We start from the raw sequence: 24,749 nt of genomic DNA on the forward strand, positions 1-24,749 counted from the left end.
TACCCCTCAACCACGATGCCGATCGACTCCCTTCACCTCGCACTCGCGGCCTGCATGTTCCTCGGCGCGCTGCTTTACTCCACCGTCGGCCATGGCGGAGCGTCGTCCTATATCGCGCTGCTGGCGCTGTTCAGCGTGCCGGTGGCGGTGATGCGCCCGACCGCGCTCGTCCTCAACCTGATCGTCGCGACCCTGGGATCGATCCGCTACGCCCGCGCCGGACTGTTCCGCTGGCGCACGCTCTGGCCGTTCCTCGTCGGCGCGATCCCCGCGGCGTTCGTCGGCGGCATGATCCACGTGCCCCCGGAACTCTACCGCCCGGCCATGGGCGCGGTGCTGCTCTTCTCCGCCGCCCGCATGCTGTGGCCGCGCGAGTTGAAGGCCGAGCGCGAATGGCACGATCCGCCGCTCTGGGTGGCGATCCTCGCCGGGATCGGCCTCGGCCTGCTTGCTGGGCTGACAGGCACCGGCGGCGGCATCTTCCTCTCGCCGCTCTTGCTGTTCCTCGCCTGGTCCGCGCCCAAGCCGGCTTCGGGCGTGGTGGCGGTCTTCATCCTCGCCAATTCCGCCGCAGGGCTCGCGGGCAATTTCGCGTCGGTCGGCAAGCTCCCGCCCGAGCTCCCGCTCTACGCTGTCGCCGTCCTCGCGGGCGCGGTGGTCGGCACCACGCTGGGCATCAAACTACCGCAAAAGTGGATCCTGCGCGCCCTCGGCCTCGTCCTGCTGGTCGCGAGTGCGAAGCTGTTCGGGGTCTATTGAGCTGCGCGGATCGGGGCCGAAGCGGTTGGGGCCTTCGGTGCCGGGGACCACGAGTATGAAGGCCAAGAAAAATAGGACGCCGCCGATCTGAAAGAGCGAGGCCCAAAGGGGCAGGTCGGGTAACGTCGATGCTCCATTTAAAGGATCAAAGAATACAAACCGGGCGCTCGAATAGACGCCGAGCGCCATGGTTGGCGGTAGCAACAGCGTCCACCATCCGCTGACGTTCGCATCATGGAGCCGACGCGCGAACAAGGCGAAGATCGGTAGCAGCAACAACAGCTGACCCGCCTGATCCACGATCCAGTCGGTTCGCGGTGACAGTTGATAAGGAATGTGCCGAATGATCGTACCGACGAGCATCGCCGCGATCCAGTAATAGAATAACTCGGATCGTCGAGATCTACCCTTGAACGTCACGATCCCGGTTATGGCGCGGATGACCAGCGTCAGGCCGTTTGGGGTTGCTTGCTGTGCCATCGGCGATCAGCCTAGCTGCACGGCGAAACATCTCAAGAGAGCAAACGGCCGCCATCGTCCTCCCGGCCTTGAGCCGGGGCAGGGCTTCTTCGCCGCGCAAAAAGCCCGGCCCCGGGTCAAGCCCGGGGCGACGGGGGGGAGGGACTCTATCCCCCCACCGCCTTCTTCAGCTTGTCGAAGAACCCGCTCGACACCGGGCATTCCTCACCGGTCTCCAGCGCGCGGAACTGTTCGAGCAGCGCGCGTTGTTCGCCCGACAGCTTGGTCGGGATCTCGACCTCGATCCGCACGACCAGGTCGCCGCGACCGCGCCCCTGCAGCACCGGCATGCCCGCGCCGCGCTGACGCACCTCGCGCCCGCTCTGCGTGCCGGGGTGGAGATGGATGCGGTGCAGCTCGCCGTCCGGGCCCGGAATCTCGATCTCGCCACCCAGCGCCGCGGTGGTGAAGCTGATCGGCGCGCGCGCGAACAGCGTGGTGCCCTCACGCTCGAAGATCGCATGCGGCTTCACATGCAGGAAGATGTAAAGGTCGCCCGGAGGCGCCCCGCGCGCGCCGGCCTCGCCCTGACCCGCCATGCGGATGCGCGTGCCTTCGTCAACGCCTGGCGGGATGTTGACGTTCAACGTCACCGTCTTGTCGACGCGGCCCTCGCCGCGGCAATTGCGGCACGGATCGGCGATCGTCTGCCCCGCGCCATGGCACGACGGACAGGTCCGCTCGACCACGAAAAAGCCCTGCTGCGCGCGCACCTTGCCATGCCCGGCACAGGTGCCACAGCGCTTCGCCATCGTCCCCGGCGCAGCGCCGGTGCCGCCGCACGGCTCGCACGGGCCGGATACGTCGATGGTGATGTCCGCCTGCTTGCCGTGAAAGGCGTCTTCCAGGCTGATTTCCATGTCGTAGCGCAGGTCGGCGCCGCGCGCCTGGCGCTGGCCGCCACCGCCGCGTCCGCCCATGAACTCGCCGAACATGGATTCGAAGATATCGGCAAAGCCGTCGAAGCCCTGACCGCCGCCACCGCCCATGCCACCTGGCCCAGCATGGCCGAACCGGTCATAGGCCGCGCGCTTCTGCGGATCCTTCAGGCAATCATAGGCTTCGTTGATCGCCTTAAACTTGGCTTCCTGCTCCTTGCACCCGCCATGCTTGTCGGGATGGCACTGGATCGCCAGCTTGCGAAACGCCGATTTGATCGTCGCATCGTCTGCATCGCGCGAAACGCCGAGCAGCTCGTAATAATCTACCTGGGTGGTCATTCACTCGGCCCCCGCCCGATCCCCCGCCGCCTTTCCTTGGGAGTGAAAGGGGCGGGGGTGAGCATAAATTACGCCTTGTTGTCGTCCACCTCGGAGAATTCGGCGTCGACCACGTCGTCCGCCGGCTTCTCCGCAGCTGCATCGGCGGAGGGCGAAGCCTCCGACTGCTGCTGCTTCTCGTAGATCGCCTGGCCCAGCTTCATCGCGACCTGCGCGAGGGCCTGGCTCTTCTCGTTCATCTGATCGGCGTCACCGCTCTCGACCGCCGCCTTGGTCGCGTCGATCGCCGACTGGATCTCGCCCTTCAGCGCGTCGTCGACCTTGTCGCCATTTTCGGCGAGCTGGCGTTCGGTGGTGTGGATCAGCGATTCGGCATTGTTCTTCGCCTCGGCGGCGGCGCGACGCGCCTTGTCCTCCTCGGCGAACTTCTCGGCGTCGCGCACCATCTGGTCGATGTCGCTGTCCGACAGGCCACCGCTGGCCTGGATGCGGATCTGCTGCTCCTTGCCGGTGCCCTTGTCCTTGGCCGACACGTTGACGATGCCGTTGGCGTCGATGTCGAACGTCACCTCGATCTGCGGCACGCCGCGCGGGGCAGGGGGTATGCCGACCAGGTCGAACTGACCCAGCATCTTGTTGTCCGCCGCCATTTCGCGCTCGCCCTGGAACACGCGGATCGTCACCGCCTGCTGATTGTCATCGGCAGTCGAATAGACCTGGCTCTTCTTGGTCGGGATCGTCGTGTTGCGGTCGATCATGCGGGTGAACACGCCACCCAGCGTCTCGATGCCCAGCGACAGCGGGGTCACGTCGAGCAGCAGCACGTCCTTGACGTCGCCCTGCAGCACGCCGGCCTGGATCGCCGCGCCGATCGCCACCACCTCATCGGGGTTGACGCCGGTGTGCGGCTCCTTGCCGAAGAACTCCTTCACGACCTGGCGCACCTTGGGCATGCGGGTCATGCCGCCTACCAGCACCACTTCGTCGATCTGCGCCGACTTGACGCCGGCATCGGCCATCGCCTTGCGGCACGGGTCGAGCGTGCGCGTGATCAGATCGTCGACCAGCCGCTCCAGCTCCGCGCGCGACAGCGTCTTGACGAGGTGCTTGGGGCCGTTCTGGTCGGCGGTGATGAAGGGCAGGTTGACCTCGGTCGTCTGCGCCGACGACAGCTCGATCTTCGCCTTCTCGGCCGCTTCCTTCAGACGCTGCAGCGCCAGCTTGTCCTTGGTCAGGTCGATGCCTTCGACCTTCTTGAACTCGTCGGCGAAATACTGAACCAGCTTGGAATCGAAATCCTCGCCGCCCAGGAAGGTATCGCCGTTGGTCGCCTTCACTTCGAACACGCCATCGCCGATCTCCAGGATCGAGATGTCGAACGTGCCGCCGCCAAGGTCATAGACCGCGATGGTCTTGTTGTTGTCCTTGTCGAGGCCATAGGCCAGCGCCGCCGCCGTCGGCTCGTTGATGATGCGCAGCACTTCAAGGCCGGCGATCTTGCCCGCGTCCTTGGTCGCCTGACGCTGTGCGTCGTTGAAGTAAGCCGGGACGGTGATCACCGCCTGCGTCACGGTCTCGCCCAGATAGCTCTCGGCGGTTTCCTTCATCTTCTGCAGGATGAACGCGCTGATCTGCGACGGCGAATAATCCTCGCCGCCCGCCTTGACCCATGCGTCGCCGTTCGAACCCTTCACGATCGTGTAGGGGACCAGCTCGGTGTCCTTCTTGGTGATGGGATCGTCAAAGCGGCGGCCGATCAGGCGCTTGACCGCAAAGACGGTGTTGTCGGGGTTCGTGACCGCCTGGCGCTTGGCCGGCTGGCCGATCAGTCGCTCGCCGTCCTTGGCGAAGGCGACGATGGACGGCGTGGTGCGCGCGCCCTCTGCATTCTCGATCACCTTGGGCTTGCCGCCCTCCATCACTGCCACGCAGCTGTTGGTCGTGCCGAGATCGATTCCGATAACTTTACCCATGAGTCCTCTAAGGCCCCCGTCTGCTAAATCATGTTAAACCAGTGCGTTACCGCGCCCCTCAAGCGGCAACGCGGCCATCACAAGGGGCGATATAGGCGCGCCGCGCCTTGTCGCAAGGCCATGGCGCTCTTAGGAATTTCACGGATGTTCCCGAATCGGGAGAAGGAGTTTCGAAGATGCGGTCTTTCGTGGTGGCGGTGATGGCTGCGGTGACGCTGGCCGGATGCGAGCAGGCACAGCTTGGCGTCGAGGATGCATGGGTGCGCCTGCCCGCCGTTTCGAGCCGCCCCGGCGCCGCCTATTTCACGGTGAAGGGCGGGAGCGAGGCGACCAGCCTGCTCGGCGTTTCGTCACCTGCCGCGGTGCGCACCGAGCTGCACGAAATGAAGCATGAGAACGGCATGATGACGATGTCGCCGCTCAAGGACGTCGCGATCCCTGCCGGTGCCACGGTCAAGTTCGAACCGGGCGGCAAGCATGTCATGCTCTACGACCTCTCCCCCGAACTGCGCGCCGGCGGCAAGATCCCACTCCGCCTCGCCTTCGCCAACGGCAAGACGGTTGAGATCGAAGCCGAACTGCGCGCGCCCGGTCAGGAGAAATAGGCGCGTAATTGTCTACCTAATTGTCTGCGCGGCGTCCCGCCACGTCCCCGGCGCGACCTCATCCAGCGTCCACTCGCCTACCCGCCAGCGCACCAGCCGTAGCGTCGGGTGCCCCACCGCGGCCGTCATCCGCCGGACCTGCCGATTACGCCCCTCGGTAATCGTCAGCGCGATCCAGCAATCGGGCACGCTCTTGCGGAACCGCACCGGCGGGTCGCGCGGCCAGATCGCCGGCGGGTCGATCCGCTCGGCCAGCGCCGGGCGCGTCATCCCGTCCTTCAGCCGCACGCCCGTCCGCAGCGCTACCAGCGCCGCGTCGTCCGGCTCCCCCTCGACCTGCGCCCAATAGGTTTTGGCGACTTTATGCTTCGGGTCCGCGATCCGCGCCTGCAACCGCCCGTCATCGGTCAACAGCAACAGCCCCTCGCTGTCCCGGTCCAGCCGCCCGGCGGGATACACCCCCGGCACATCGATATAATCGGCCAGCGTCGGATGCCCGCTCCCCTCATCGGTGAATTGCGACAGGACGCCCCACGGCTTGTTGAACAGGATCAGCATGAGGAGGGGGTCTAGACATAACCCCTCCCGCAATCCACCTCAGCCACGATGACGCATCGCCGCCCGCTCACCCCCGGAGAGATCGCACTCGCGCGCAGCATGTTCGGCGACGCGATCGACTATGATGCTGCCGCCGTCGCCAACCGCAAATGGATCTTCTTCCAGCCGCGCAACGTGACGATGGCCCCGCTCGGCTGCATCCATTTCCACCCCAAGGGCCATGCCTATCGCGAGGATTTTTCCACCGCTTCGCTCGGCCTCCAGGCGCATTTCATCCATGAGATGACGCATGTGTGGCAGCATCAGCGCGGGATTTTCCTCCCCCTGCGCCGCCACCCCTTCTGCCGCTATGATTACGCGATCAAGCCGGGCTGGACGCTGGAGCGCTACGGAATCGAACAGCAGGCCGAGATCGTCGCCCATGCCTTTCTCCTCGCGCGCGGGGCCTCCGTTCCCGGAGCGCCGCCGCGCGCGGTCTATCAGGCGATCCTGCCCTTCACGCCAGCCTGACCCCGCCTATTGCGGGCGCTCGGACGCGTTGTCCCGCAATGACTGCCCCGGATCGCTGCTCCGCGCCGCTGGTGGAGGCGGCGGCGGGGGCGGGGGAGGCGGCGGCGGCGCAACCCGGACCGGCGGGGGTGGGGGAGCGACCCGCACGGGTGCCGGCGCGGGCTGCGGACGGGGCTGCACCTGTGGCTGCGGTTGCGGGCGCCATTGCGGCTGCGGTTGCGCCTGGGGTTGCGGCGGAGGCGTTGGTGCGACCCGCACCGGCCCCTGCGGGCCGCTCTCGCGTGGAGCGGTCCCTTCGGGCATGCGCCGCCGCCATTCGACCGGGCGATCTCCGAGCGGCCGTCCGACCTCCGGACGCGGGCGCGGCGGGGTCACCGCCGGCGGTGGTGCAGGCTGCCCCGCAACCGGCGGAGGCGGAGGCGTCGGTGTCGGCGTGGTCACGGGCGGACGCCCGCCGCCCCCGCCCGGTCGCGCATCGCCAGGGCGTCCTCCGGGACGGCCCGAGCCGGGTTGCCCGCCATCGGGCTGACCAGCCCCCGGCGTTCCGCCGCCGGGCCGACCGTCGCCCGGTCGCCCACCGGGACGGCCATCGCCCGGTCTCCCATCTCCGGGACGTCCGCCACCCGGCTGCCAACCCTCGGGCCGTCCGCCGCCGGGACGCCCGGTTCCGGGGCGCCCGTCACCGGGCCGCCCGCCGGGCTGCCCGACTTCAGGCCGACCGCCGCCCGGTCCGCCAGCGCCGGGCTGTCCACCATCGGGCCGCCCGGTCCCGGGGCGACCATCGCCCGGACGCGGACCACCCGGCCGCGGCCCGCCGGGCCGTCCAACCTCCGGCCGCCCGCCACCCGGACGTCCAGCCCCCGGCCTGCCATCGCCATCGCGCCACGGCGGACGCACGCCCAGCCCCGGCCGGCCCGGTCGCCCCGGCCCGTCAAAGCGCGGCGGCGGTCCGCGAAACCCGTCGCGCTGCCAGCGCCGGAAGCGGTCGCCGTCCAGCCGCCGCCGCTCGCGCTCACGCTCCAGCCGCAACCGCCAGCGCACCGCATCGGACGTCCCGCGCCAGCGCTGCCACCCCGGATGCCGCACGCGCCCGCTTTCCCAGCGCAGCCGCCATTCGATCACCGTCGCGACCTGTCCGGCCCACCATCCGGCGTCGACCGCATCCCATTGCTCGTCGCCGTCCGCCGCCGCGCGCAGCGCGACGCCGCGATCGTACAGCTCCTCGGCGCGCTCGTCCCACAGATCGCTCTCGCGCTGCGACAGCGCAGCCCCGCCGCTGTCATACACCACCGCCAGCCGCTGCCGCTGATAGGCGAAGGACCGCCGCGCCTCCTGCACCAGGAACGGCGCATCTTCATCCGGCTCGAAATAATAGTAACGCAGCGCCTCATCGCGGTCGCTCTCGGCCAGCACCAGATGCCCGGTCTGCAATTCCCAGCCCCAGACATCGTCGCCACGATAGCGGAAGGTAAAGTCCGGCGGCGCGTCCCCGATCGCCTGCAACAGGCCATCGGCGGCGTCGATATAGCGATAGGTGGCGGCATTGCCCGGCACGTCGAAGCTCGATCCGCGCGACGGCGACCCGCCCGACTGCTGCGCCAGCCCCGGCGTGGCCAGCCAGACAAGCGCACTCGCGCCCAGCACCGCCACGTGTCGCACCCGCAATGTCCGCATCGCCGCCTGCCTTATGTTGTTGTGCGGCCACGGTGAGCCGTGCGGGCTGAACGGCGTATGAAGTTTTTCGGATCGCGGTGGGCCGGTGTCACCCCTAGGGCTGGCTGCGCAGCTTCAGCTCGGTGATCGGCAGCCAGCTGGTCGTGGATGGCAGGGTGCTTCCCTCGCTCTGGCCCAGCGCCATGCCCATCACGAACACATCGGATCGATATTGCTGGAAAAAGGGCGGGATCGGCATCGGGATGCCGCCGGTCAGGTTGCGATAGGCAAAGCTCGGCTCGGCCATCCAGGCGACGCGATAGGTGACGTTCGCGCCATTGATGCGATAGCTGAAATAGAGCGGCTCATGGTCTTTGGTCAGCAGATAGCGCAGCCGATGGGCGCTGAACTTCTGCGTGACGAATGGCCCGCCCTCGTCCGACTGGAACACCATGCCCCCGTCCAGCACAACATCGCGCTGTGCCTGCGGCACCTGGTTGGTGCTGTTCTGGGCGTGGACGGGAAGCGCGGGTGCCAGCAGGGCCAGCAGGGCGGCGAGGTGGCGGGTCGGGCGCATCGTCACTTCGCCTTTACCGGACAGGCGCAGGCCGCGGCCTTGTCCCCCGGGCAAAGTCCCGAAACCGCGCTGCCGGGCACCCAGAACAGCACGATCCCTACCGCGAACAACGCAAGCCAGACCGGCGCGCTGGCGAGGGCGGTGACCAGCCCCTTCAGCGCGTCGATCAGCGTCTGCACCGTCTTGGCCTGTGTGTCCGCGTCGGTGCGTACGGACGCGGCGGTCCGAAACTTCGCGATCACCTCGGCGATCGCCATCGCCGCCGCAGCGACCAGCGAAACCAGCAGAAACCCGATCGACAGCTGGGTCAGCGTCAGCGCATGACCGATATAGGATTGGCAGAATGTCGCCATCATTGCCTCCATTCTCTGGTGGATGCGATCCGCGCATCATTGAAACACGCTGAATGCGGCGCCGATGAACACGCCGAACCGCACCTTCTTGTCGTCCGATCGCCAGCCGCCGCGCACGCCACCGGTCAGGCCCGCTTTGTCATTCCGGAAGAAGTAGATCGGAACATCGACCCCCCAGATGTCGTCCAGCGCGTCGTAGGTCACTTGCGGTGCCGCCGCGAGGGCCAGCGGTGCTCCGTCGCTTCCGAAAAAGCGGTGCTTCAGCCCGAGCGATATCAGCAGCCCATCGCTGCGTTCGGGCGCGCCGGGAGAGCCGCTGACGCACGTAACCGGCCCGGGACCGACCGGTGCGGGGCACAAGGTCACGGCGTCCGCCGCCTCGTACCCGCGCTGATAGGCAATCGATCCCGTGATCGCGGTGGCAACCGGCTTCGGATAATAGGCAAAGAAGAGTTTTGCGGCCCCCTGCACCTTGCCCGTGTCATGGCGAGTCAGCACCAGAGGATCGATATAGTCGAAGCGCTTGTAGCCGATCGAGCCTTCAATGCCCCAATCGAGCGCACCGCCTGGCACCTGCGCATTGAGATACTGGTTGTAGCGCGCTGGCAGATACTGCTGAACGAGCGTCGATGTCGGGATTCTGCGACACCGGTCCTGCGCATCTGCTTCGGTCGGCGGCGCCTTCTTCACGCATTCGGCACGCGCCTCATCGACGATCTGCGCCGCAGCGCGGCTGAGCCATAGCCGCGAGGCACCGCGAAACTGTCCCCAGCGCAGCGTCGCCTTGGTGCCGCTGGCGAGGCCGTCGAGCGTGGCTGGCATGGCGTCGTTCTCGCCGTCGAATGGCGTCGACACGGTCAGGCTCAGCTGGCTGGCGTCCCAGTTCACCCCGTCGCCATCGCTGTCGGGGCGGAATTCGGAGGATTCCCCCGACAGCACGAGGGTCAGGGAGGCCGTGCTGTCGCTCGTGCCCGCGGTCAGTTCGGCGCGGGTCACCGCCTTGTCCGACCGGTCTGCCGGTCCCGCGTCCTGCGCGGCGGCGGGATCGATGCACAGTGCGAGCACGCTCGCGCCGGCGCAGAGCCAACGCGCGCTCACAGCGTGAACTCCACAATGCCGGCGCTTGCCGTGGTGCCGGTGTAGATATCCACCTCGAACGCGCAGACCTCCGCATCGCCACACCGGACCGTCACTGCCAGCGTCTCACCTTCGGGCCCGCGGATGTCATAGGACAGTTTGTGCCAAGAACCGTCGCCGCAGCTTCCGTTGAGTTGCACCTCACCCTTGCCGTCGGTCAAATGGATCACCCAACCGTCGATCGCCAGGATCGGTGTCGGTGGCTTTACGCCCTCGCTCGCCTTCGCTTCGATATGCAGAACAGCCATGTGCGCCTCCTAAATCGATGCACCCATGACTAACCCTTGCTCACCCGGGTACGCGTGACGCCCGTCACGCCCCCGCACTATTTTGCGCCTTGCCCCTTGGCCCACGCACCCCATATCGCGGTCGCGCGTTGACCTCCTTCGCGTGCTCCCTATACTTAGAACAAATCTGGAACGATCGGCAGGTCGATGAGCCTTACGCATATCTCCGTCCGCGGCGCGCGCGAACATAACCTCAAGGGCGTGGATATCGACATTCCGCGCGACACGCTCACGGTCATCACCGGCCTGTCGGGCAGTGGCAAGTCGAGCCTCGCCTTCGACACCATCTATGCCGAGGGGCAGCGGCGTTACGTCGAGAGCCTGAGTGCCTATGCGCGCCAGTTCCTTGAGATGATGCAGAAGCCCGATGTCGAGCATATCGACGGCCTCAGCCCCGCGATCAGCATCGAGCAGAAGACCACCAGCCGCAACCCGCGCTCGACCGTCGCGACGGTGACCGAGATTTACGATTATATGCGCCTGCTGTGGGCGCGCGTCGGCATCCCCTATAGCCCCGCGACCGGCCTGCCGATCGCCGCGCAGACCGTCAGCCAGATGGTCGACCGCGTCCTCGCGCTCCCCGAAGGCACCCGCCTGTTGCTGCTCGCCCCGGTCGTGCGCGGTCGCAAGGGCGAGTATCGCAAGGAACTCGCCGAGTGGCAAAAGGCCGGCTTCCAGCGCGTCCGCATCGACGGCGAAACCTATCTGATCGAAGAAGCCCCCGCGCTCGACAAGAAGTACAAGCACGACATCGAGGTCGTGGTCGACCGCCTCGTCGTCCGCGACGACATCGCCACGCGCCTGGCCGAAAGCTTCGAGACCGCGCTGAAACTCGCCGACGGCCTCGCCTATGTCGACCTGGTGGACACCACGGTGGGGGAATTGGCCGGCAGCCGCGTCAAGGAAGCTCCGCAGAAGTTCGCCGCCGAACCCGTCGCCCCGGCGCAGGCCGGGGCCGCCAGAGATGGCGCAGGGATGGAGCCGGTAGCGGCCCCGGCCTCCGCCGGGGCGACGAAGGGCATGAAAAACACCGGCATCCCCGACAACCGCATCGTCTTCTCCGAACGATTCGCCTGCCCGGTCAGCGGCTTCACGATCGCCGAGATCGAACCGCGCCTGTTCTCCTTCAACGCCCCGCAGGGCGCCTGCCCGGCCTGCGACGGCCTCGGCGAAAAGCTGATCTTCGACGAAGACCTGGTCGTCCCCAACCATGAGCTGAGCATCAAGAAGGGCGCGGTCGTCCCCTGGGCCAAGTCCAACCCGCCGTCGCCCTATTACATGCAAGTCCTCGGCAGCCTCGCGCGCGAATTCGGCTTCAGCCTCGACACCCCGTGGAAGGACCTCCCCGGTGAGGTCAAGCTGATCATCCTCCACGGCACCGGCGGCAAGCCGGTCACGCTCACCTTCATCGACGGCCGCAAATCCTACGACGTGAAGAAGCCGTTCGAGGGCGTCATCGGCAACCTCAACCGCCGCATGCTCCAGACCGAAAGCGCCTGGATGCGCGAGGAGCTGTCCAAATATCAGGCCGCCCACGCCTGCGAGACCTGCCACGGCGCGCGCCTCAAGCCCGAGGCGCTGGCGGTCAAGATCGCCATGCGCGACATCTCGTCCGTCACTCGCCTGTCGGTCGCCGACGCGGTCCCGTTCTTTCAGACGCTCCCCGCCGCGCTCACCCCGCAGCAGCAGGAGATCGCCCGCGCCATCCTCAAGGAAATCGACGAACGCCTCGGGTTCCTCAACAATGTCGGCCTCGATTACCTCAATCTCGATCGCACCAGCGGCACGCTGTCGGGCGGGGAGAGCCAGCGCATCCGCCTCGCCTCGCAAATCGGCTCCGGCCTGTCCGGCGTCCTCTACGTCCTCGACGAACCCAGCATCGGCCTGCATCAGCGCGACAACGACATGCTCCTCGTCACGCTGCGGCGGCTGCGCGATCTCGGCAACACCGTGCTGGTGGTCGAACATGACGAGGACGCGATCCGCAGCGCCGATTACGTCATCGACATGGGGCCGGGCGCCGGCGTCCATGGCGGACAGGTGGTGGCACAGGGCAGCCTGGAGCAGGTGCTCGCCGCCGAAAACTCGATCACCGCCGACTATCTCGCCGGCCGCCGCGAAGTTCCCGTCCCGGCCAAGCGCCGCAAGGGCAATGGCAAGAAGCTGACCGTCCACAACGCCACCGCCAACAACCTCACCGGCGTCACCGCGTCGATCCCGCTCGGCACCTTCACCTGCATCACCGGCGTTTCCGGCTCGGGCAAGTCGAGCTTCACCATCGACACGCTCTACGCCGCCGCCGCGCGCCACCTCAACGGCGCGCGCGTGCTCGCGGGCAAGCATGACCGGATCACCGGCCTCGACCATCTCGACAAGGTGATCGACATCGATCAGTCGCCGATCGGTCGCACCCCGCGCTCCAACCCCGCCACCTATACCGGCGCCTTCACCAACATCCGCGACTGGTTCGCCGGCCTGCCCGAGGCGCAGGCGCGCGGCTACAAGCCCGGCCGGTTCAGCTTCAACGTCAAGGGCGGGCGGTGCGAAGCCTGCACCGGCGACGGCCTGCTCAAGATCGAAATGCACTTCCTCCCCGACGTCTACGTCACCTGCGACGTGTGCCACGGCCAGCGCTACAACCGCGAAACGCTCGAGGTGAAGTTCAAGGGCCGCAGCATCGCCGACGTGCTCGACATGACGGTCGAGGACGCGGTGGAGTTCTTCAAGGCCGTCCCCCCGATCCGCGACAAGATGGCGATGCTCGCCGAAGTCGGCCTCGGCTATGTCAAGGTCGGCCAGCAAGCCACGACCCTCTCCGGCGGCGAAGCCCAGCGCGTCAAACTCGCCAAGGAACTCAGCCGCCGCGCCACCGGCCAGACGCTCTACATCCTCGACGAACCCACCACCGGCCTGCATTTCGAGGACGTCCGCAAACTCCTCGAAGTCCTCCACGCACTGGTCGAACAGGGCAACACCGTGGTGGTGATCGAACACAATCTCGACGTCATCAAGACCGCGGACTGGATCCTGGACCTCGGCCCCGAAGGCGGCGTCAAGGGCGGCGAGATCGTCGCCGAAGGCACGCCGGAAAAGGTGGCGAAGGAGCCGCGCAGCTATACGGGGAAGTACCTTGCGCCGTTGCTGGAGCGGGGTGGGGTGACGGCGCGGGCTGAGGTGGCGGCGGAGTGATTAGGCGCGACAAAGGCGATCCATCGCCTTCCCATGACTTGGATCAACGGTTGCAATGATATTCATTAGACACCGAGCGGCATCTGCGACTTGTTCGAGCGTGTAGGCGGAAAAAGTGATGACATCGCCTATACTTTCTGAATGGGACTCCAAATGAGCAAGCTGCTCCATGGCCTTTACCTGTGCCGCATCTAGACTTGAATTGTCGACAAGCAGTTTTTCGACTTTTGAGCCCAAACCCATCCCCCCGGGAATCTTGAATGCCAAAAATATGTCGAGAACTTTCCGAATCGCGTTTGGCATCAAATACGCAAAGCGCTCAAAGCCGTTTGGATCGTCCGCTAGAGCTTTCACTAAGCTATAGAGATAGTGATACTCTGACTCGTACTCTCGAATGAGTTTTGGCATCTTTACTATATTGGAATACCGTTTCCCGTCTGTGTTTAGGCCGGTTTCGATAAAAAGAAATTCTGAAAGGTCTTCAGTGGCTCGTCGGCCGAGCCACTTTTTCATTTCGCGCATAAAATCTAAGTTATGAGTTAGCACAAATAGCTGGGTGCATTTTTCACATGTCCTTTTAATCATGCTTACGACATGCGTCATTGCGCGGGTGTCCAGGCTAGATATTGGATCGTCAAGTACGACCACAAGATCGGATACCTTTCTCCCCTCGGCTGTCAGGGCTGTTATAAAATAACAGAAAGCGACGGCCGTTTTCTCGCCTTCGCTAAGTGGTTTTAGCGATTCGCTTCCATTTCGGCAGATTCGGTACCCATCGTCTACCGCTGCCAGCGTTATTTGGTTGTGTCCGAGATAGCTCGCGAGCAATTTATTTAATTCTGCCGCCGCAGGTCCGTGTGCTCTGATCTGTTGCCGAATCTGGACGATCTCTCGCCGAATGGCATTCAGCGTCTGATTGGACTTTTCAAAGTCATTTCGGGCCGCTTCTTCTAGGCGCAGTGCCGCCCTATACGCGCTCTGCTCGTCTGCTAGATAGTGATTTTTAAGTTTTATCCGCGCCTGCTCTTGCTCATTGGCGAAATTGTCGATGGCGGTATTGTTATCGTCAATCACACTATGAAGGTTTTCGATTTGCAGATTAATTTTATCGTCTGAGGCGTCTTCCGGAAAAGGTGTCGCCGACATAGCGGCGTCAGGATTAGCACGCTTGTGGTTCAGCTGTTCTAGCCATTTTGTTGCCACGGCCTTTTTCAAATCCAGAGCGTGTATCGTCGATGCGAGTTGGGTGCTTAGCTTTCCGCGGTGGGCCGGCAGCGCCTCCGGTAACATGCGTAATTTGTCAGTAAGTGCACTCCATGCTCGGATTTGAGCCTCCACCCGAGAAGTCGTCGAATCGATTTCGCTTGTCAGCTTTTCAAAGCCGGCCGCGAGAGCATCACGTAGAGCTTCAACTCTTTGCTGCTCTAGATCGTTACCGCAAAATAAGCATTCGGTCTCTTCCCGATGAAGCTGGAGACCTTGATCTACCCACCCAAGAGCGTCTTTCCTCCGGCGTAGGCTCTCGATCGTCACATCCGACACCTGCATCGCGAGGGCTGCCTTTACGGCAGACATAATAACTGAACTTTCTATCGTCTCTTCAAATAATGGTAGCTTGTGTGGAAGTTCGCTACGATTTAGGATTTCCTTCAATCTCTTCCGCTCGTCGTCGGAGATCTTATCTTCAGGTGTGAATTGGCCGCTCTCATAATCTGCCTTCACATTCGTTGCGTTGTATTTTCGACCCAAGTTTAATTGTTCTGCAATGAGACGCCCAACGTCCCGACGAATGGTGTCCAAAGCTTTTTCCGCACTGCTCCATTCCGAAGACTTGAGCAGCTGGTCTTGAGTGGCTGTTTCCGCCTTCGACTCGGCTTCGGTCAGTGACTTTGCCAAGGCCGCCTGATCTTCGCCGATATAGACGATTGGGCGAGCGGCGCCCTCTTTCCACGTGAGAGATCGTTCGACGAAATCCTCGTTGAATACGGCAAGGTACCGCGTGATCGAACTGGCAGGTGCTGCTCCGGAAGGGGAGGACCCGTCGCTCAGAGAAAATGAAAATTCAACTTCTTCTGCGAGATTGGGGCTCAAACCGCTTTCACTTATCGACTCCAGTAGACGCGAAAGCGTGGTTTTCCCGCAGCCGTTGAAACCGTAAATCAAATTATAGCGATTAAACTTGTGCGGGAATTGCCCGACGGGAATGTCGGAAAATATACCTGCGGCTCGTAAATGCCTAATCCCGTCTATCGTCGGCGTAGCCATTTTTCCCCTCAGCGTTCTTTCCCTTAGGATATTTGAGAGTTTTCGATACGCAATGCCTTATTCATGCTGGCGGACGCGCTTCACCGCTGGATTTAGCGTCCGCTAACTCATAGCATCCGCGCTCCATGCCTCACCTCTCCACCCAATTCGCCCATCTCGGTCTCCACGCCACCGCCACCGTCGAACCACCCTTCGACGGCATGGCCTGGTACGCCGGCTACGAACAACGCCACGCCGCCGACGGGATCGAGGGGCGGCTGGTCATGCAATACAGCTTCACCGAAAGCTGGACCTCCTGGGAAGTCCATCCGCACGGCGCGGAGCTGGTCATCTGCACCGCGGGGGAAATGACGCTGGTGCAGGAGCTGCCCGATGGCACCACCACCCGCGCAACGCTCACCCCCGGCGACTATGCGATCAACCCGCCCGGCGTGTGGCACACGGCGGACGTGCCCACCGGCACCACCGCCACCGCCATCTTCATCACCCCCGGCGCCGGCACCGACCACCGCCCGCGCTGATCGGCCCCGCCGTCCACCCGCGCCACATCGCTTGCCCGCGTGTCCCAACCCGGTTCGCGGCGACCGGAAGCTTCGCTTGCTGGGCGACCTGCAATCCTTAAAAGCCTGTGCTGCAAACATAATTTGGGGGGATATCATGGCAATCGCGGCAACCATCCTGAAAGCAGTGGCGAAAGAGGGGCTCAAGGCCATCGTCACCCGTCAGCTCTTCGACAAATATTTCCCCAAGGATTTTGAAGAGCAGATGCGCGACGCGTTGGCGCGGGTCGATGCCAAGATCGATTCGATCGGTCAGGATGCCGCCTTTACCCGCGTGCACCCGGTCCGCCGCGCCTTTTTGCTCAGCGCGACCTATGTACAGGACACATTTTACCACACCATGGAGCAACAGGCGAAGGCAAAGGCGCTCGACCCCGCCGTCGCGGCCAAGCTGGCCGACCGGTTGATGAAGGAAATCGAAAAGCTCGACGGCAATATGGTCGATGCAAAGGAGATTTTCGATCAGCGCGCCGAAAGCTGCGATTTTCCGGTGCGGTTTCTGTTCGAAACGATGCGCGATATGGCCGCGCTGCGCCTCGCGATGATCTCATGGGTCCATGGTCTGTACCGGGATCTGCCGGGCGGAGCCAGCAGCGCGGCGGTGCTGGCCGAGAAATATGTCCGCGCCCGCGCCGACGCCGAAAGCTTCGCGCCCAAGGCCACTGCGCGGCTGATCGCGGCGCGTGAGGCATTCATCAGCTTCGAAAAGAAGATCGACTATAAATCGGGAATGGATGTCGATCAGTTCGGCAATCGCAAACTCGATCACGTCGTCTGCAAATATCAGGACAAGTTCAGTTCATCCTATCGCAGCGATCCCTTTGCCGGCGACCGCATCGATCATGCGGTCGATGTCGAATGGCATTGGTATGATTTCGCCTATCGCCAGTCGAAGGAACTGGCACTCGCCAACGCGTATGAAGATGCGCAGCGGTGGGATCGGGAGCATCGCGACCATGTCGCCGGGGTTGGGCATCTGAACAAGAAGCATCTCACCGACCCCACCGACGCTTATCTGGCGGAGGTGCGTAAGACGGTGCCGACGCTAGAGGAGTGATCCCGGGTTCACGCAAAGGCGCGACGGGGTGAAGATCGGCCCAAGCCGCGTCAGCGGCCCACAGCGCTCCGCCGCCGCCATCAATACCATCCGCTAAAACGGCTGGCGTCGCACCGCGCTGCCTCATCTCTGCGCCTCCGCGCCTCCGCGTGAACCAAACCAAGTCCCTTGCACCTCGCGCGCCGCTCCGCTCTCATCACCATGCCAGGAAGGGAAGGGGCTCCGCATGACCGACCTGCTCGCGCTGCTGATCATCGTCGGCGGCATCGCCTTTCCCTTCATCGCCATGCCGCTGCTCTGGCGCCGCATGAAGCGGGTGCGCGACGCAACCTATCGTGAGGCCAGGGCAAAGGAGCGCCCCCACACCGCATGGGAGGAAAGCGCCCCGCGTCGCGACGGCCTCGCGACCACCCGCCGCCACGATCCGAACGAGGAACTCATCGACCTCGGCGACCGCGCCCGCCACAGCCGCTGGCCGCTCAGCAACGAATAGAGCGGGGAACTGCCGTGCCCGCTCCCGTGTTCTCTCGCCGTTCCCCAAGCAATTTCAGCGAGATCGAACATGGCAACCCGCAGCACCACCCCCAAGACCAAGCCCGCGACGCGCGCGACCGCCAAGCGCACCCCCGCCAAGCGCGCCGCCACGGCCAAGACCACCCAGCGCAAGACCGCCCCCCGCAAGTCCCCGGCCCGCACCAAGGCAGCTCAGGCCAGCGCAACCACCACCGCGCTCGCCACCCTGCGCCGCAACGTCTTCCCGATTGCCGGAGCACTCGCCGCCGGGGCAGCAACCGCCGCCGCCTTGTTCTTCACCCGCCGCAGCAACGTCCTCGCCGAGGGGCATGCCGCGCCGGACCTCGAAACCGGCGCGCATCCCGGCCCGGACGACCGCGCCGCCCCGCACTTCCGCCCCAACATGGACGCGCCGATGTCCGGAGCGGACCGCGCCGCACTCGCCCCCGCACTCGCCAATGGCGACGCGCGCCCGGACGTGCGCCACTGATCTGACCGCGCGGGCCGGGCACGGGGCTGTCCCACACGCCCCCGCCCGGCATCGCAACATGGCCCCCACGCCACTCGCCCGCCGGACAACCCCGTCGCGCCAATGTCGCGCGGGCGTCGCGTCGCGGTCGCCAATCGGTCGCGTCGCGGACCGAAACCCGTCGCTTCGGCCCAAAACCCTTCATTTCTGTCCGCTTCGTCCGGCCGCCGCCGACCATTTCGGCCCGCCCCCTTGTAATCCCCGGCCGGCACCCCATCTCTGTCGGGCTACAGTCGCAAATCGACGGTCTTCGGTGCTTTGCGGCCCCTTCTTCCTTCTTTCCCTGCCTCCGCAGCTCGAGGTCCGCCCGCACGGGGCGCGCCGCTTAAAGAAGGAATATCCAATGAGCATCACCGGAACCGTCAAGTTTTTCAATTCGGACAAGGGCTATGGCTTCATCGCCCCCGACAATGGCGGCAGCGACGCGTTCGTCCACATCTCGGCCGTTGAGCGCGCCGGCATGGCGACGCTGAACCAGGACCAGCGCGTCAGCTACGAGCTGGAGCAGGACAAGCGCGGCAAGATGGCCGCCGTGAACCTGCAGGCCGCTGACTAACTCGCGATGGGCGGGGCGTAACCACGTCCCGCCCGCCGTTCCCGCAGAAAAGGAGCGCCCGATGGCTGCCCAGACGCTGACCTATCGTGACAATGCGGCCAAGTGCCGCGCCGATGCCGATGCCGCGACGCTGGACAATGTCCGCGACCGCAATCTGCGTGCAGAGGCCGCATGGCTCGCCATGGCCGACCGTCAGGAACGCACCGACACCGCCCGCGCCGAGCGTGAGGCGAACGTAATCCCCAGACAGGAAACTCAGTGAAGTCTATTTTCAGTAAACAAGTTCAACACGTTACTACCAATCATTCGCGGCCGGCCCGCCCGCCGCTCACCTTCCTCGCCCGGCGCACCGCCGACGATCTCCGCGCCGCCGCAGTGGCCCGCGCCGCCGTCCTCGAAGTGATCGGCTAGAACAGCTCGGCAATCCCCGCGGTCAGCAGCAACACGCTGACCGCCGCCAGCAACACCGCATTGGTCCGCCGCCCATTGACCCGCAGCAAGACCAGCAGCAGCACCAGTACGCCAAGCGAGGCCAGCACCTCCACCGCGTCCCCGGCCCCGGAAAATGTCTCCTCCGGCGAAGGCGCCACGAATTCCAGCCCGATCGACCCGATCCAGCTCCCGACATTCGCCGCCAGCAGGCCCCCGATCACCATTCGGTTCTGCCGGTCGTACCACAGGTCGAAATCCGGCCAGTCGGCGGGCTCGTCCGGAAAGATCAGCGACGCGGCGAGATAATAGATCCCGACGATCGCCAGCACGCTGACCAGCGTCAGGTAATTGGCGAGAATCTGCGACTGCGCCTCCCAGGCCAGCAGCCAGAATGACGTGAGGTCGAGGATGACCGCGATGCCCAACAAGGGCGTCAACCACCCGACCCGCACCGCCTTGCCACCGCGCTTGAGCTTCAACGCCCGGGCAAAGCCGCCCAGCACCTCGGCAATCGCCAACCCCAGCAGCAGGCCATAGACCGCGAACACCAGCTCGAACGACGTCATCGCCAGCTCCCCAAATTCACGGGCGCGAGCTTAACCCACTAAATCCAAAAGAAAACCGCCGCCCCGGTTGCCCGGGACGGCGGTGTTTCGTTTCAGCTCAGTGCGGCGATCAGAAACCGACGACCAGCGAACCCATGAACGTGCGCGGATAGCCGATCTGGACGAACGGAGCGCTCGACGAGGTGATCGTGCCCGCGCTGTTCGCACCGATGCTCGACAGGTTACCCGAGAAGCCACCGACATAGAGTTCGTCGAAGGCGTTCATCAGGTTGAACTGGAAGTAGGTCTTTTCGCCAAGACCCGCCCAGTTCAGCTTAACCCGGGCGTGGAAATCGACCAGCGTGTAGGCCGGGGTCTTTGCCGGATACAGGATCGACGCCGGCGTCGGGCCGGTGCCGGTGCGGATCGGGCTGTTGTCATCGAACACATAGCGCGAACCGGTGCGCTTCACGTTCGAACCGAACGACACGGGACCGATATCGGCGTTGAAGCCGCCACCGAAGGTGTAGGTCGGGGCACCCGCTTCGCGCTTGCCGGCGGTCATCGCAAAGATCTGCGTGCCGGTCGTGGTGGTCGCCAGAACGACATTGTCCTGGATTTCCGATTCAAGCAGCGAACCGAAGGCGTAGACGCTCAGCTCCGAAATCGGCTGCCAGCTGACGTTGGCATCGACGCCGTACTTCTTCACGCGGCCGAGGTTACGATAGACGGTACGCTCCAGCTCGGGATCATAGGCCGAAGCCAGACGATCGGTGTAGTTGGTATACCAACCCACGACCTGCGCATGGACCGTCGACGAGCGGTAACGCAGACCGGCGTCGAAATTGTCCGTCTTCTCCGGCCGCGGCTGCGCCTGTGCGGCGGTCACCGGGAAGTAGAAGCTGTTGTACAGATTGTCGGTACCCGGTGCCTGCAGACCCTGCGAGAAGTTGCCGAACGCCGAGATGTTCGAGGTCAGGTCATAGACCAGACCGATGTTCGGCAGCGCCTTCTTGTAGTTGAAGATGCGCTGCTGCGGTGCCGAGGTCGCGAAGGTACCGACGCCCGGAACGGTCTGGGTCGGGTTGGCCGCGAGCCATGCCGCCTGCGCCGCCGAATCGCCGTTGAAGCACTCAACGAAGCCCGATGCGGACGAGGTCGCGCAATAGTTGGTCAGGTTGCGACGCATGAACGGCAAGCGGACGCCCGCATTGACGGTCAGGTTGCCGAACTCACCGCGATATTCACCGGCGATCTGGTGCAGGATCGCGAACGACAGACGATCACGCTTCTGCAGCGCGCGACCGTTGCGGTCTTCCAGCGGGTCGTTGACGGGGAACGGATCCCAGGTCGCGCCATTGGCCTGCAGGAAGCCGGTCTCGCCGGTCTGGCGGTGACGCGCGCGGTCATACGAATAGGCCAGACGCAGCGTGTTCGCATCGTCCAGGGTCCAGCGCAGCGACGCGATCACGCCGATGCGATGGGTCTGGGTCTGGCTGGGGGCCAGCACACGGACCTGGTCGAGCAGGTCGCCGTCACCGTTCAGGTCGCGACCGAAATAGGGCGAACCGCCGATGTAACCGGTGATCGGCGTGCCACCGGCGTTGAACGTGCCTTCACGCGCCGTCGCGGTGCCGCCGCCATTCGCCTTAACATACTGGTACGACGGATCGACCGCCAGGACGAGGTTCTCACCGAGGGTGAAGCGCGACGAACCGCGGATGTTGCCGGTGTTCGACGGGTTGATGCGGCGATCGAATTCCGAACCGCAGCTGTTGGCCGAGTCGGCGAGACCCGGGCGCGGGGTCGCGAGCAAACAAGGCGCGATCGAGTAGAAGCGCTCTTCCTTGGTCTGCGGGAAGCGGTTGGGGGTGACCCGGCCGGCGTCGTTGCGCAGCGCAACCGAACCGAAGAAGTTCTTGCGGTTCACGTCATAGGTGCCGGCGATCGAGACGAAATCGCCATTGTCGCCGAGCGGCTGATACAGACGCGCGTTATACTGCTGGCGGTCGATCTTGCCTTCGCGATAGAAGGTCGCGCCGCTGGTGACGTTGCTCGCCGAGATGAACGCGCGCAGGCCCGACGAGGTCAGGTTGCCCGTGTCGACCATGCCGAACACACGGAAGAAGCCATATTCGCCAGCCGAACCGACCAGCTTCACACCGAAGTCTTCGCTCGGCACGCGGGTGCGGTAGTTGACGGTCGAGCCGGTCGCAGCCGCGGTCGGGCTGTCGACGTCGGTGGTGCCGAGGTTGACGCTGACGCGCTCGATGACCTCGATGTCCATCTGCTGGCTGAAATAGAGTGCGTAGTTGCCCGAATCGTTCAGCGGGATACCATCGACGGTCTGGCTGATGCGATCCGACGAGAAGCCGCGGATCGTCATGGTGCCGCCGGCCGAACCGAACGCGTCGTTGTTCTGGAAGCTGACGCCCGGCAGGCGGTTGATCACTTCGTTGATCGACTGACCAGGAGCCGACTGCTGGATCGCTTCCGCGCTCAGCTCGGCTTTCGCCTTGGACGTATCAGGAACGATGGTACCGGCCACGCCCGTCGACACGCTCGAACCGGTGATGACGATTTCGCCTTCGTCGAAATCGACCGAGCCGGTCGACTGCGCGTGTGCCGCGGCGGGAAAGGCGAGCGCAGCAACAGCCGCGCCGATCAGCAGATGGTTTCGCATTATAGTCCCCTTAGGATAGGCTGTTCAAAGCCTACGCGAGCGGTGTCGTTCACCGTCTTACGCTGCCCCATGGGGATGCTTCTTTGCGGAAATGTTACAGTCGTTTCAAGTGATTTGTGCGTTGCAAAAAAGCATCACCTTGCAGCTGTCACAATTGCGTTCCACGCCGCCTCGTCGATCACGCGAATCCCTAGGTCTGCGGCCTTTTTGAGCTTCGATCCGGCACCCGGTCCGGCGACGATCAGGTCGGTCTTGGCCGACACCGAACCCGACACCCGCGCCCCCAACGACTCCGCCTGCGCCTTCGCCTCGTCGCGACTCAGCGTTTCGAGCGATCCGGTAAAGACCACCGTCTTGCCCGACACTTCCGAGTCGCGCGCCTCGACCACGAACGGGGGCGGGGTTACTTCGGCGAGCAGATCGTCCCACACCGCGCGATTGTGCGGCTCGTGGAAGAAGTCAGCAAGCGCATGGCCGACAGCGGCGCCGACATTCTCGATCCCGATATGCTCGGCAATCGCCTTGTCGCGCCGCGCGTGGAACTTCGCCTCCGGCTCGCCCAGCGCAGGGGTGATCGACGCACGCAGCGCGATGATCTCGTCCGCCAGCGTAGCGAGGGCGGGGAGGGTCTCGAGCCGCTTCATCAAATCGCGCGCGGTAATGCTGCCGATGTGCCGGATGCCCAGCCCGAACAAAAGCCGCGCAGCGTCCGGCGCGCGCTTCGCCTCGATCGCGGCGAGGAGGTTGTCGACCGACTTCTCCTTCCACCCCTCACGCCCCAGCAGCGCGTCGCGATGCTGGCTGAGGCGAAAGATGTCGGCCGGCTCACTGATCCAGCCCAGCTCCAGAAACTCGACGATCGTCTTCTCGCCCAGCCCCTCGATATCGAGCGCGCCACGGCTGACGAAATGCTTGAGCCGCTCCAGCCGCTGCGCCGGGCAGATCAGCCCGCCGGTGCAGCGCACATCGACCTCACCCTCCTCGCGCGTCGCCTCGGACTGGCAGATCGGGCAGTGGGTCGGAAACACGAACGCCGGTCGCTCCACGTCGCGCGTCAGATTTTCGACGATCTGCGGGATCACGTCCCCCGCGCGCTGCAACACCACCCGGTCCCCCGGACGCACGCCCAGCCGTTCGATCTCGTCGGCATTGTGGAGCGTCGCGTTGGTCACGACTACACCTCCGACCGTAACCGGCTCCAGCCGCGCTACCGGCGTCAGCTTGCCCGTCCGTCCGACCTGAATGTCGATGTCGCGCAGCGTCGTCTCCGCGCGCTCGGCAGGGAATTTATGCGCAATCGCCCAGCGCGGCGCGCGTCCGACGCTGCCCAGCCGCTCTTGCCAGTCGAGCCGGTCGACCTTGTACACGACGCCATCGATGTCGAAGGGAAGGTCGGCGCGCAGCTTCTCGATCTTGCGATATTGCGCCAGCGCGGGTTCGACCTGCACGCATTCGACGAACAGCGGATGGACCGGAAAGCCCCAGCGCGCGATCGCCTTCATCACCGCGAACTGGCTATCGCCCGGCAGCGCGCTCGTCTCGCCCCAGCCATGCGCCAGAAAGCGCAGGGGACGTGCGGCGGTGACGCTGGCGTCCTTTTGCCGCAGCGATCCGGCGGCAGCGTTGCGCGGATTGGCGAACTGCCGCGCCTCCTTGCCGCTGTCTTCCGCCTCGGCCAGCAGCCGTGCATTGAGCGCCAGGAAATCATCCTTGGCCATATAGACCTCGCCACGCACCTCGAACACATCGGGCGCATCGGCGGGCAGCTCGGTCGGAATATCGGCGATCGTCAGCGCATTGGCGGTGACATTCTCACCCACCTGCCCATCGCCGCGCGTGGCCGCCAGCACCAGCCGGCGGTTTTCATACCGCAGCGAGCAGGACAGCCCGTCGATCTTCGGCTCGGCGGTCAGCGCGACGCGGTCGCCTTCACCCAGTGACAGGAACCGCCGCACGCGCAGCACGAACTCGATCACGTCCTCGTCGCTGAACGCATTGTCGAGGCTCATCATCGCCCGCGCATGCGGCACCTTGGCCAGGTGCCCGGCGGGTGCGGCCCCGACCAGCTTCGAGGGCGAATCCGCACGCACCAGATGCGGAAACGCCGCCTCGATCGCGGCATTGCGCCGGACCAGCGCGTCATAGGCCGCGTCGCTGATCTCCGGCGAATCCTCGGTATGATACAGCGCATTGTGGCGCGCGATCTGCGCGGCCAGCGCCTCCAGTTCGGCGGCGGCTTCGATGTCGGTAGCGGGGAGGGTGTCCATAC

General features: G+C 64.8%; 24 protein-coding genes. 11 read left to right on the forward strand and 13 right to left on the reverse strand.

From position 1 onward, the window contains the following. Positions 1-15: 15 nt before the first annotated feature. The gene (locus KYX69_RS16710; RefSeq protein ID WP_300499136.1) at positions 16-759 is read left to right on the forward strand and encodes a sulfite exporter TauE/SafE family protein; all 744 of its coding nucleotides are present in this window, start codon (positions 16-18) and stop codon (positions 757-759) included. On the opposite strand, the gene KYX69_RS16715 is transcribed toward KYX69_RS16710, so the two are convergent. The 3 genes from KYX69_RS16715 to dnaK form a co-directional block, all read right to left on the reverse strand. Continuing rightward, entirely contained in the window at positions 682-1,239 is a 558-nt protein-coding gene (locus tag KYX69_RS16715; RefSeq protein ID WP_300499138.1) for a DUF805 domain-containing protein, read from the reverse strand. The genes KYX69_RS16710 and KYX69_RS16715 overlap by 78 nt on opposite strands. Before the next feature lie 146 nt (positions 1,240-1,385). Next, a complete protein-coding gene (dnaJ, locus tag KYX69_RS16720) occupies positions 1,386-2,498 on the reverse strand; it encodes a molecular chaperone DnaJ (RefSeq protein ID WP_300499141.1) in 1,113 nt (370 codons plus the stop codon). 68 nt (positions 2,499-2,566) lie between these two features. Then, a complete protein-coding gene (gene dnaK, locus KYX69_RS16725) occupies positions 2,567-4,471 on the reverse strand; it encodes a molecular chaperone DnaK (RefSeq protein ID WP_300499143.1) in 1,905 nt (634 codons plus the stop codon). 176 nt (positions 4,472-4,647) lie between these two features. Between dnaK and KYX69_RS16730 the strand changes: the two genes are divergently transcribed. After that, positions 4,648-5,076: a copper chaperone PCu(A)C gene (locus tag KYX69_RS16730; protein WP_300499146.1), complete on the forward strand. Its 429-nt coding sequence runs from the start codon at positions 4,648-4,650 to the stop codon at positions 5,074-5,076. Between the two features lie 12 nt (positions 5,077-5,088). On the opposite strand, the gene KYX69_RS16735 is transcribed toward KYX69_RS16730, so the two are convergent. Beyond that, a complete protein-coding gene (locus tag KYX69_RS16735) occupies positions 5,089-5,634 on the reverse strand; it encodes an rRNA large subunit pseudouridine synthase E (protein ID WP_300499148.1) in 546 nt (181 codons plus the stop codon). A gap of 48 nt (positions 5,635-5,682) precedes the next feature. Here KYX69_RS16735 and KYX69_RS16740 point away from each other — a divergent pair, with 48 nt between their 5' ends. After that, the gene (locus KYX69_RS16740) at positions 5,683-6,144 is read left to right on the forward strand and encodes a vgr related protein (RefSeq protein ID WP_300499151.1); all 462 of its coding nucleotides are present in this window, start codon (positions 5,683-5,685) and stop codon (positions 6,142-6,144) included. Positions 6,145-6,150: 6 nt separating this feature from the next. Here the strand turns inward: KYX69_RS16740 and KYX69_RS16745 are convergent, their stop codons facing one another. The 5 genes from KYX69_RS16745 to KYX69_RS16765 form a co-directional block, all read right to left on the reverse strand. Next, positions 6,151-7,818, reverse strand: a complete 1,668-nt coding sequence (locus KYX69_RS16745; RefSeq protein ID WP_300499153.1) for a hypothetical protein — start codon at positions 7,816-7,818, stop codon at positions 6,151-6,153. 94 nt (positions 7,819-7,912) lie between these two features. After that, the gene (locus KYX69_RS16750; RefSeq protein WP_300499156.1) at positions 7,913-8,374 is read right to left on the reverse strand and encodes a hypothetical protein; all 462 of its coding nucleotides are present in this window, start codon (positions 8,372-8,374) and stop codon (positions 7,913-7,915) included. Positions 8,375-8,376: 2 nt separating this feature from the next. Continuing rightward, positions 8,377-8,727, reverse strand: a complete 351-nt coding sequence (locus KYX69_RS16755) for a hypothetical protein (protein ID WP_300499158.1) — start codon at positions 8,725-8,727, stop codon at positions 8,377-8,379. Positions 8,728-8,763: 36 nt separating this feature from the next. Then, complete coding sequence (locus KYX69_RS16760) at positions 8,764-9,825, reverse strand: hypothetical protein (protein ID WP_300499160.1); 1,062 nt, start codon at positions 9,823-9,825, stop codon at positions 8,764-8,766. After that, positions 9,822-10,112 (reverse strand): hypothetical protein, encoded by a 291-nt coding sequence (locus tag KYX69_RS16765; protein ID WP_300499162.1) that lies wholly within the window; start codon positions 10,110-10,112, stop codon positions 9,822-9,824. Before KYX69_RS16765 ends, KYX69_RS16760 begins: the two co-directional genes overlap by 4 nt. Positions 10,113-10,298: 186 nt before the next feature. On the opposite strand from KYX69_RS16765, the gene uvrA reads away from it, so the two are divergent. Then, on the forward strand, positions 10,299-13,340 hold the full coding sequence (uvrA, locus tag KYX69_RS16770) for an excinuclease ABC subunit UvrA (RefSeq protein ID WP_300499165.1): 3,042 nt from the start codon (positions 10,299-10,301) through the stop codon (positions 13,338-13,340). Here the strand turns inward: uvrA and KYX69_RS16775 are convergent, their stop codons facing one another. Further along, a complete protein-coding gene (locus tag KYX69_RS16775; RefSeq protein ID WP_300499166.1) occupies positions 13,341-15,605 on the reverse strand; it encodes an AAA family ATPase in 2,265 nt (754 codons plus the stop codon). It lies immediately after the preceding gene. A 125-nt stretch (positions 15,606-15,730) separates the two neighbouring features. On the opposite strand from KYX69_RS16775, the gene KYX69_RS16780 reads away from it, so the two are divergent. The 7 genes from KYX69_RS16780 (at position 15,731) to KYX69_RS16810 (ending at position 19,231) form a co-directional block, all read left to right on the forward strand. Further along, entirely contained in the window at positions 15,731-16,126 is a 396-nt protein-coding gene (locus KYX69_RS16780) for a cupin domain-containing protein (RefSeq protein ID WP_300499168.1), read from the forward strand. 136 nt (positions 16,127-16,262) lie between these two features. Further along, positions 16,263-17,222 carry a hypothetical protein gene (locus KYX69_RS16785; RefSeq protein ID WP_300499170.1) on the forward strand — a complete coding sequence of 320 codons (960 nt, stop codon included), beginning with the start codon at positions 16,263-16,265 and terminating at the stop codon, positions 17,220-17,222. Positions 17,223-17,448: 226 nt separating this feature from the next. Continuing rightward, positions 17,449-17,715: a hypothetical protein gene (locus KYX69_RS16790; RefSeq protein WP_300499173.1), complete on the forward strand. Its 267-nt coding sequence runs from the start codon at positions 17,449-17,451 to the stop codon at positions 17,713-17,715. Between the two features lie 69 nt (positions 17,716-17,784). Next, positions 17,785-18,225 (forward strand): hypothetical protein, encoded by a 441-nt coding sequence (locus KYX69_RS16795; protein ID WP_300499176.1) that lies wholly within the window; start codon positions 17,785-17,787, stop codon positions 18,223-18,225. Positions 18,226-18,607: 382 nt separating this feature from the next. Next, on the forward strand, positions 18,608-18,820 hold the full coding sequence (locus KYX69_RS16800; protein WP_300499179.1) for a cold-shock protein: 213 nt from the start codon (positions 18,608-18,610) through the stop codon (positions 18,818-18,820). A gap of 61 nt (positions 18,821-18,881) precedes the next feature. Beyond that, the gene (locus tag KYX69_RS16805) at positions 18,882-19,082 is read left to right on the forward strand and encodes a hypothetical protein (RefSeq protein ID WP_300499181.1); all 201 of its coding nucleotides are present in this window, start codon (positions 18,882-18,884) and stop codon (positions 19,080-19,082) included. Further along, entirely contained in the window at positions 19,079-19,231 is a 153-nt protein-coding gene (locus KYX69_RS16810; RefSeq protein ID WP_300499184.1) for a hypothetical protein, read from the forward strand. The genes KYX69_RS16805 and KYX69_RS16810 overlap by 4 nt, the downstream gene beginning before the upstream one ends. Here the strand turns inward: KYX69_RS16810 and KYX69_RS16815 are convergent. The 3 genes from KYX69_RS16815 to ligA form a co-directional block, all read right to left on the reverse strand. Beyond that, positions 19,228-19,818 (reverse strand): hypothetical protein, encoded by a 591-nt coding sequence (locus KYX69_RS16815; protein WP_300499187.1) that lies wholly within the window; start codon positions 19,816-19,818, stop codon positions 19,228-19,230. The genes KYX69_RS16810 and KYX69_RS16815 overlap by 4 nt on opposite strands. A gap of 109 nt (positions 19,819-19,927) precedes the next feature. Next, positions 19,928-22,480, reverse strand: coding sequence for a TonB-dependent receptor (locus tag KYX69_RS16820; protein ID WP_300499189.1), 2,553 nt, complete (start codon positions 22,478-22,480; stop codon positions 19,928-19,930). Positions 22,481-22,614: 134 nt separating this feature from the next. Beyond that, on the reverse strand, positions 22,615-24,747 hold the full coding sequence (gene ligA, locus KYX69_RS16825) for an NAD-dependent DNA ligase LigA (RefSeq protein ID WP_300499190.1): 2,133 nt from the start codon (positions 24,745-24,747) through the stop codon (positions 22,615-22,617). Positions 24,748-24,749: the final 2 nt, after the last annotated feature.

The organism is Sphingomonas sp. (genome assembly GCF_030145815.1).
Lineage (GTDB): Bacteria > Pseudomonadota > Alphaproteobacteria > Sphingomonadales > Sphingomonadaceae > Sphingomonas.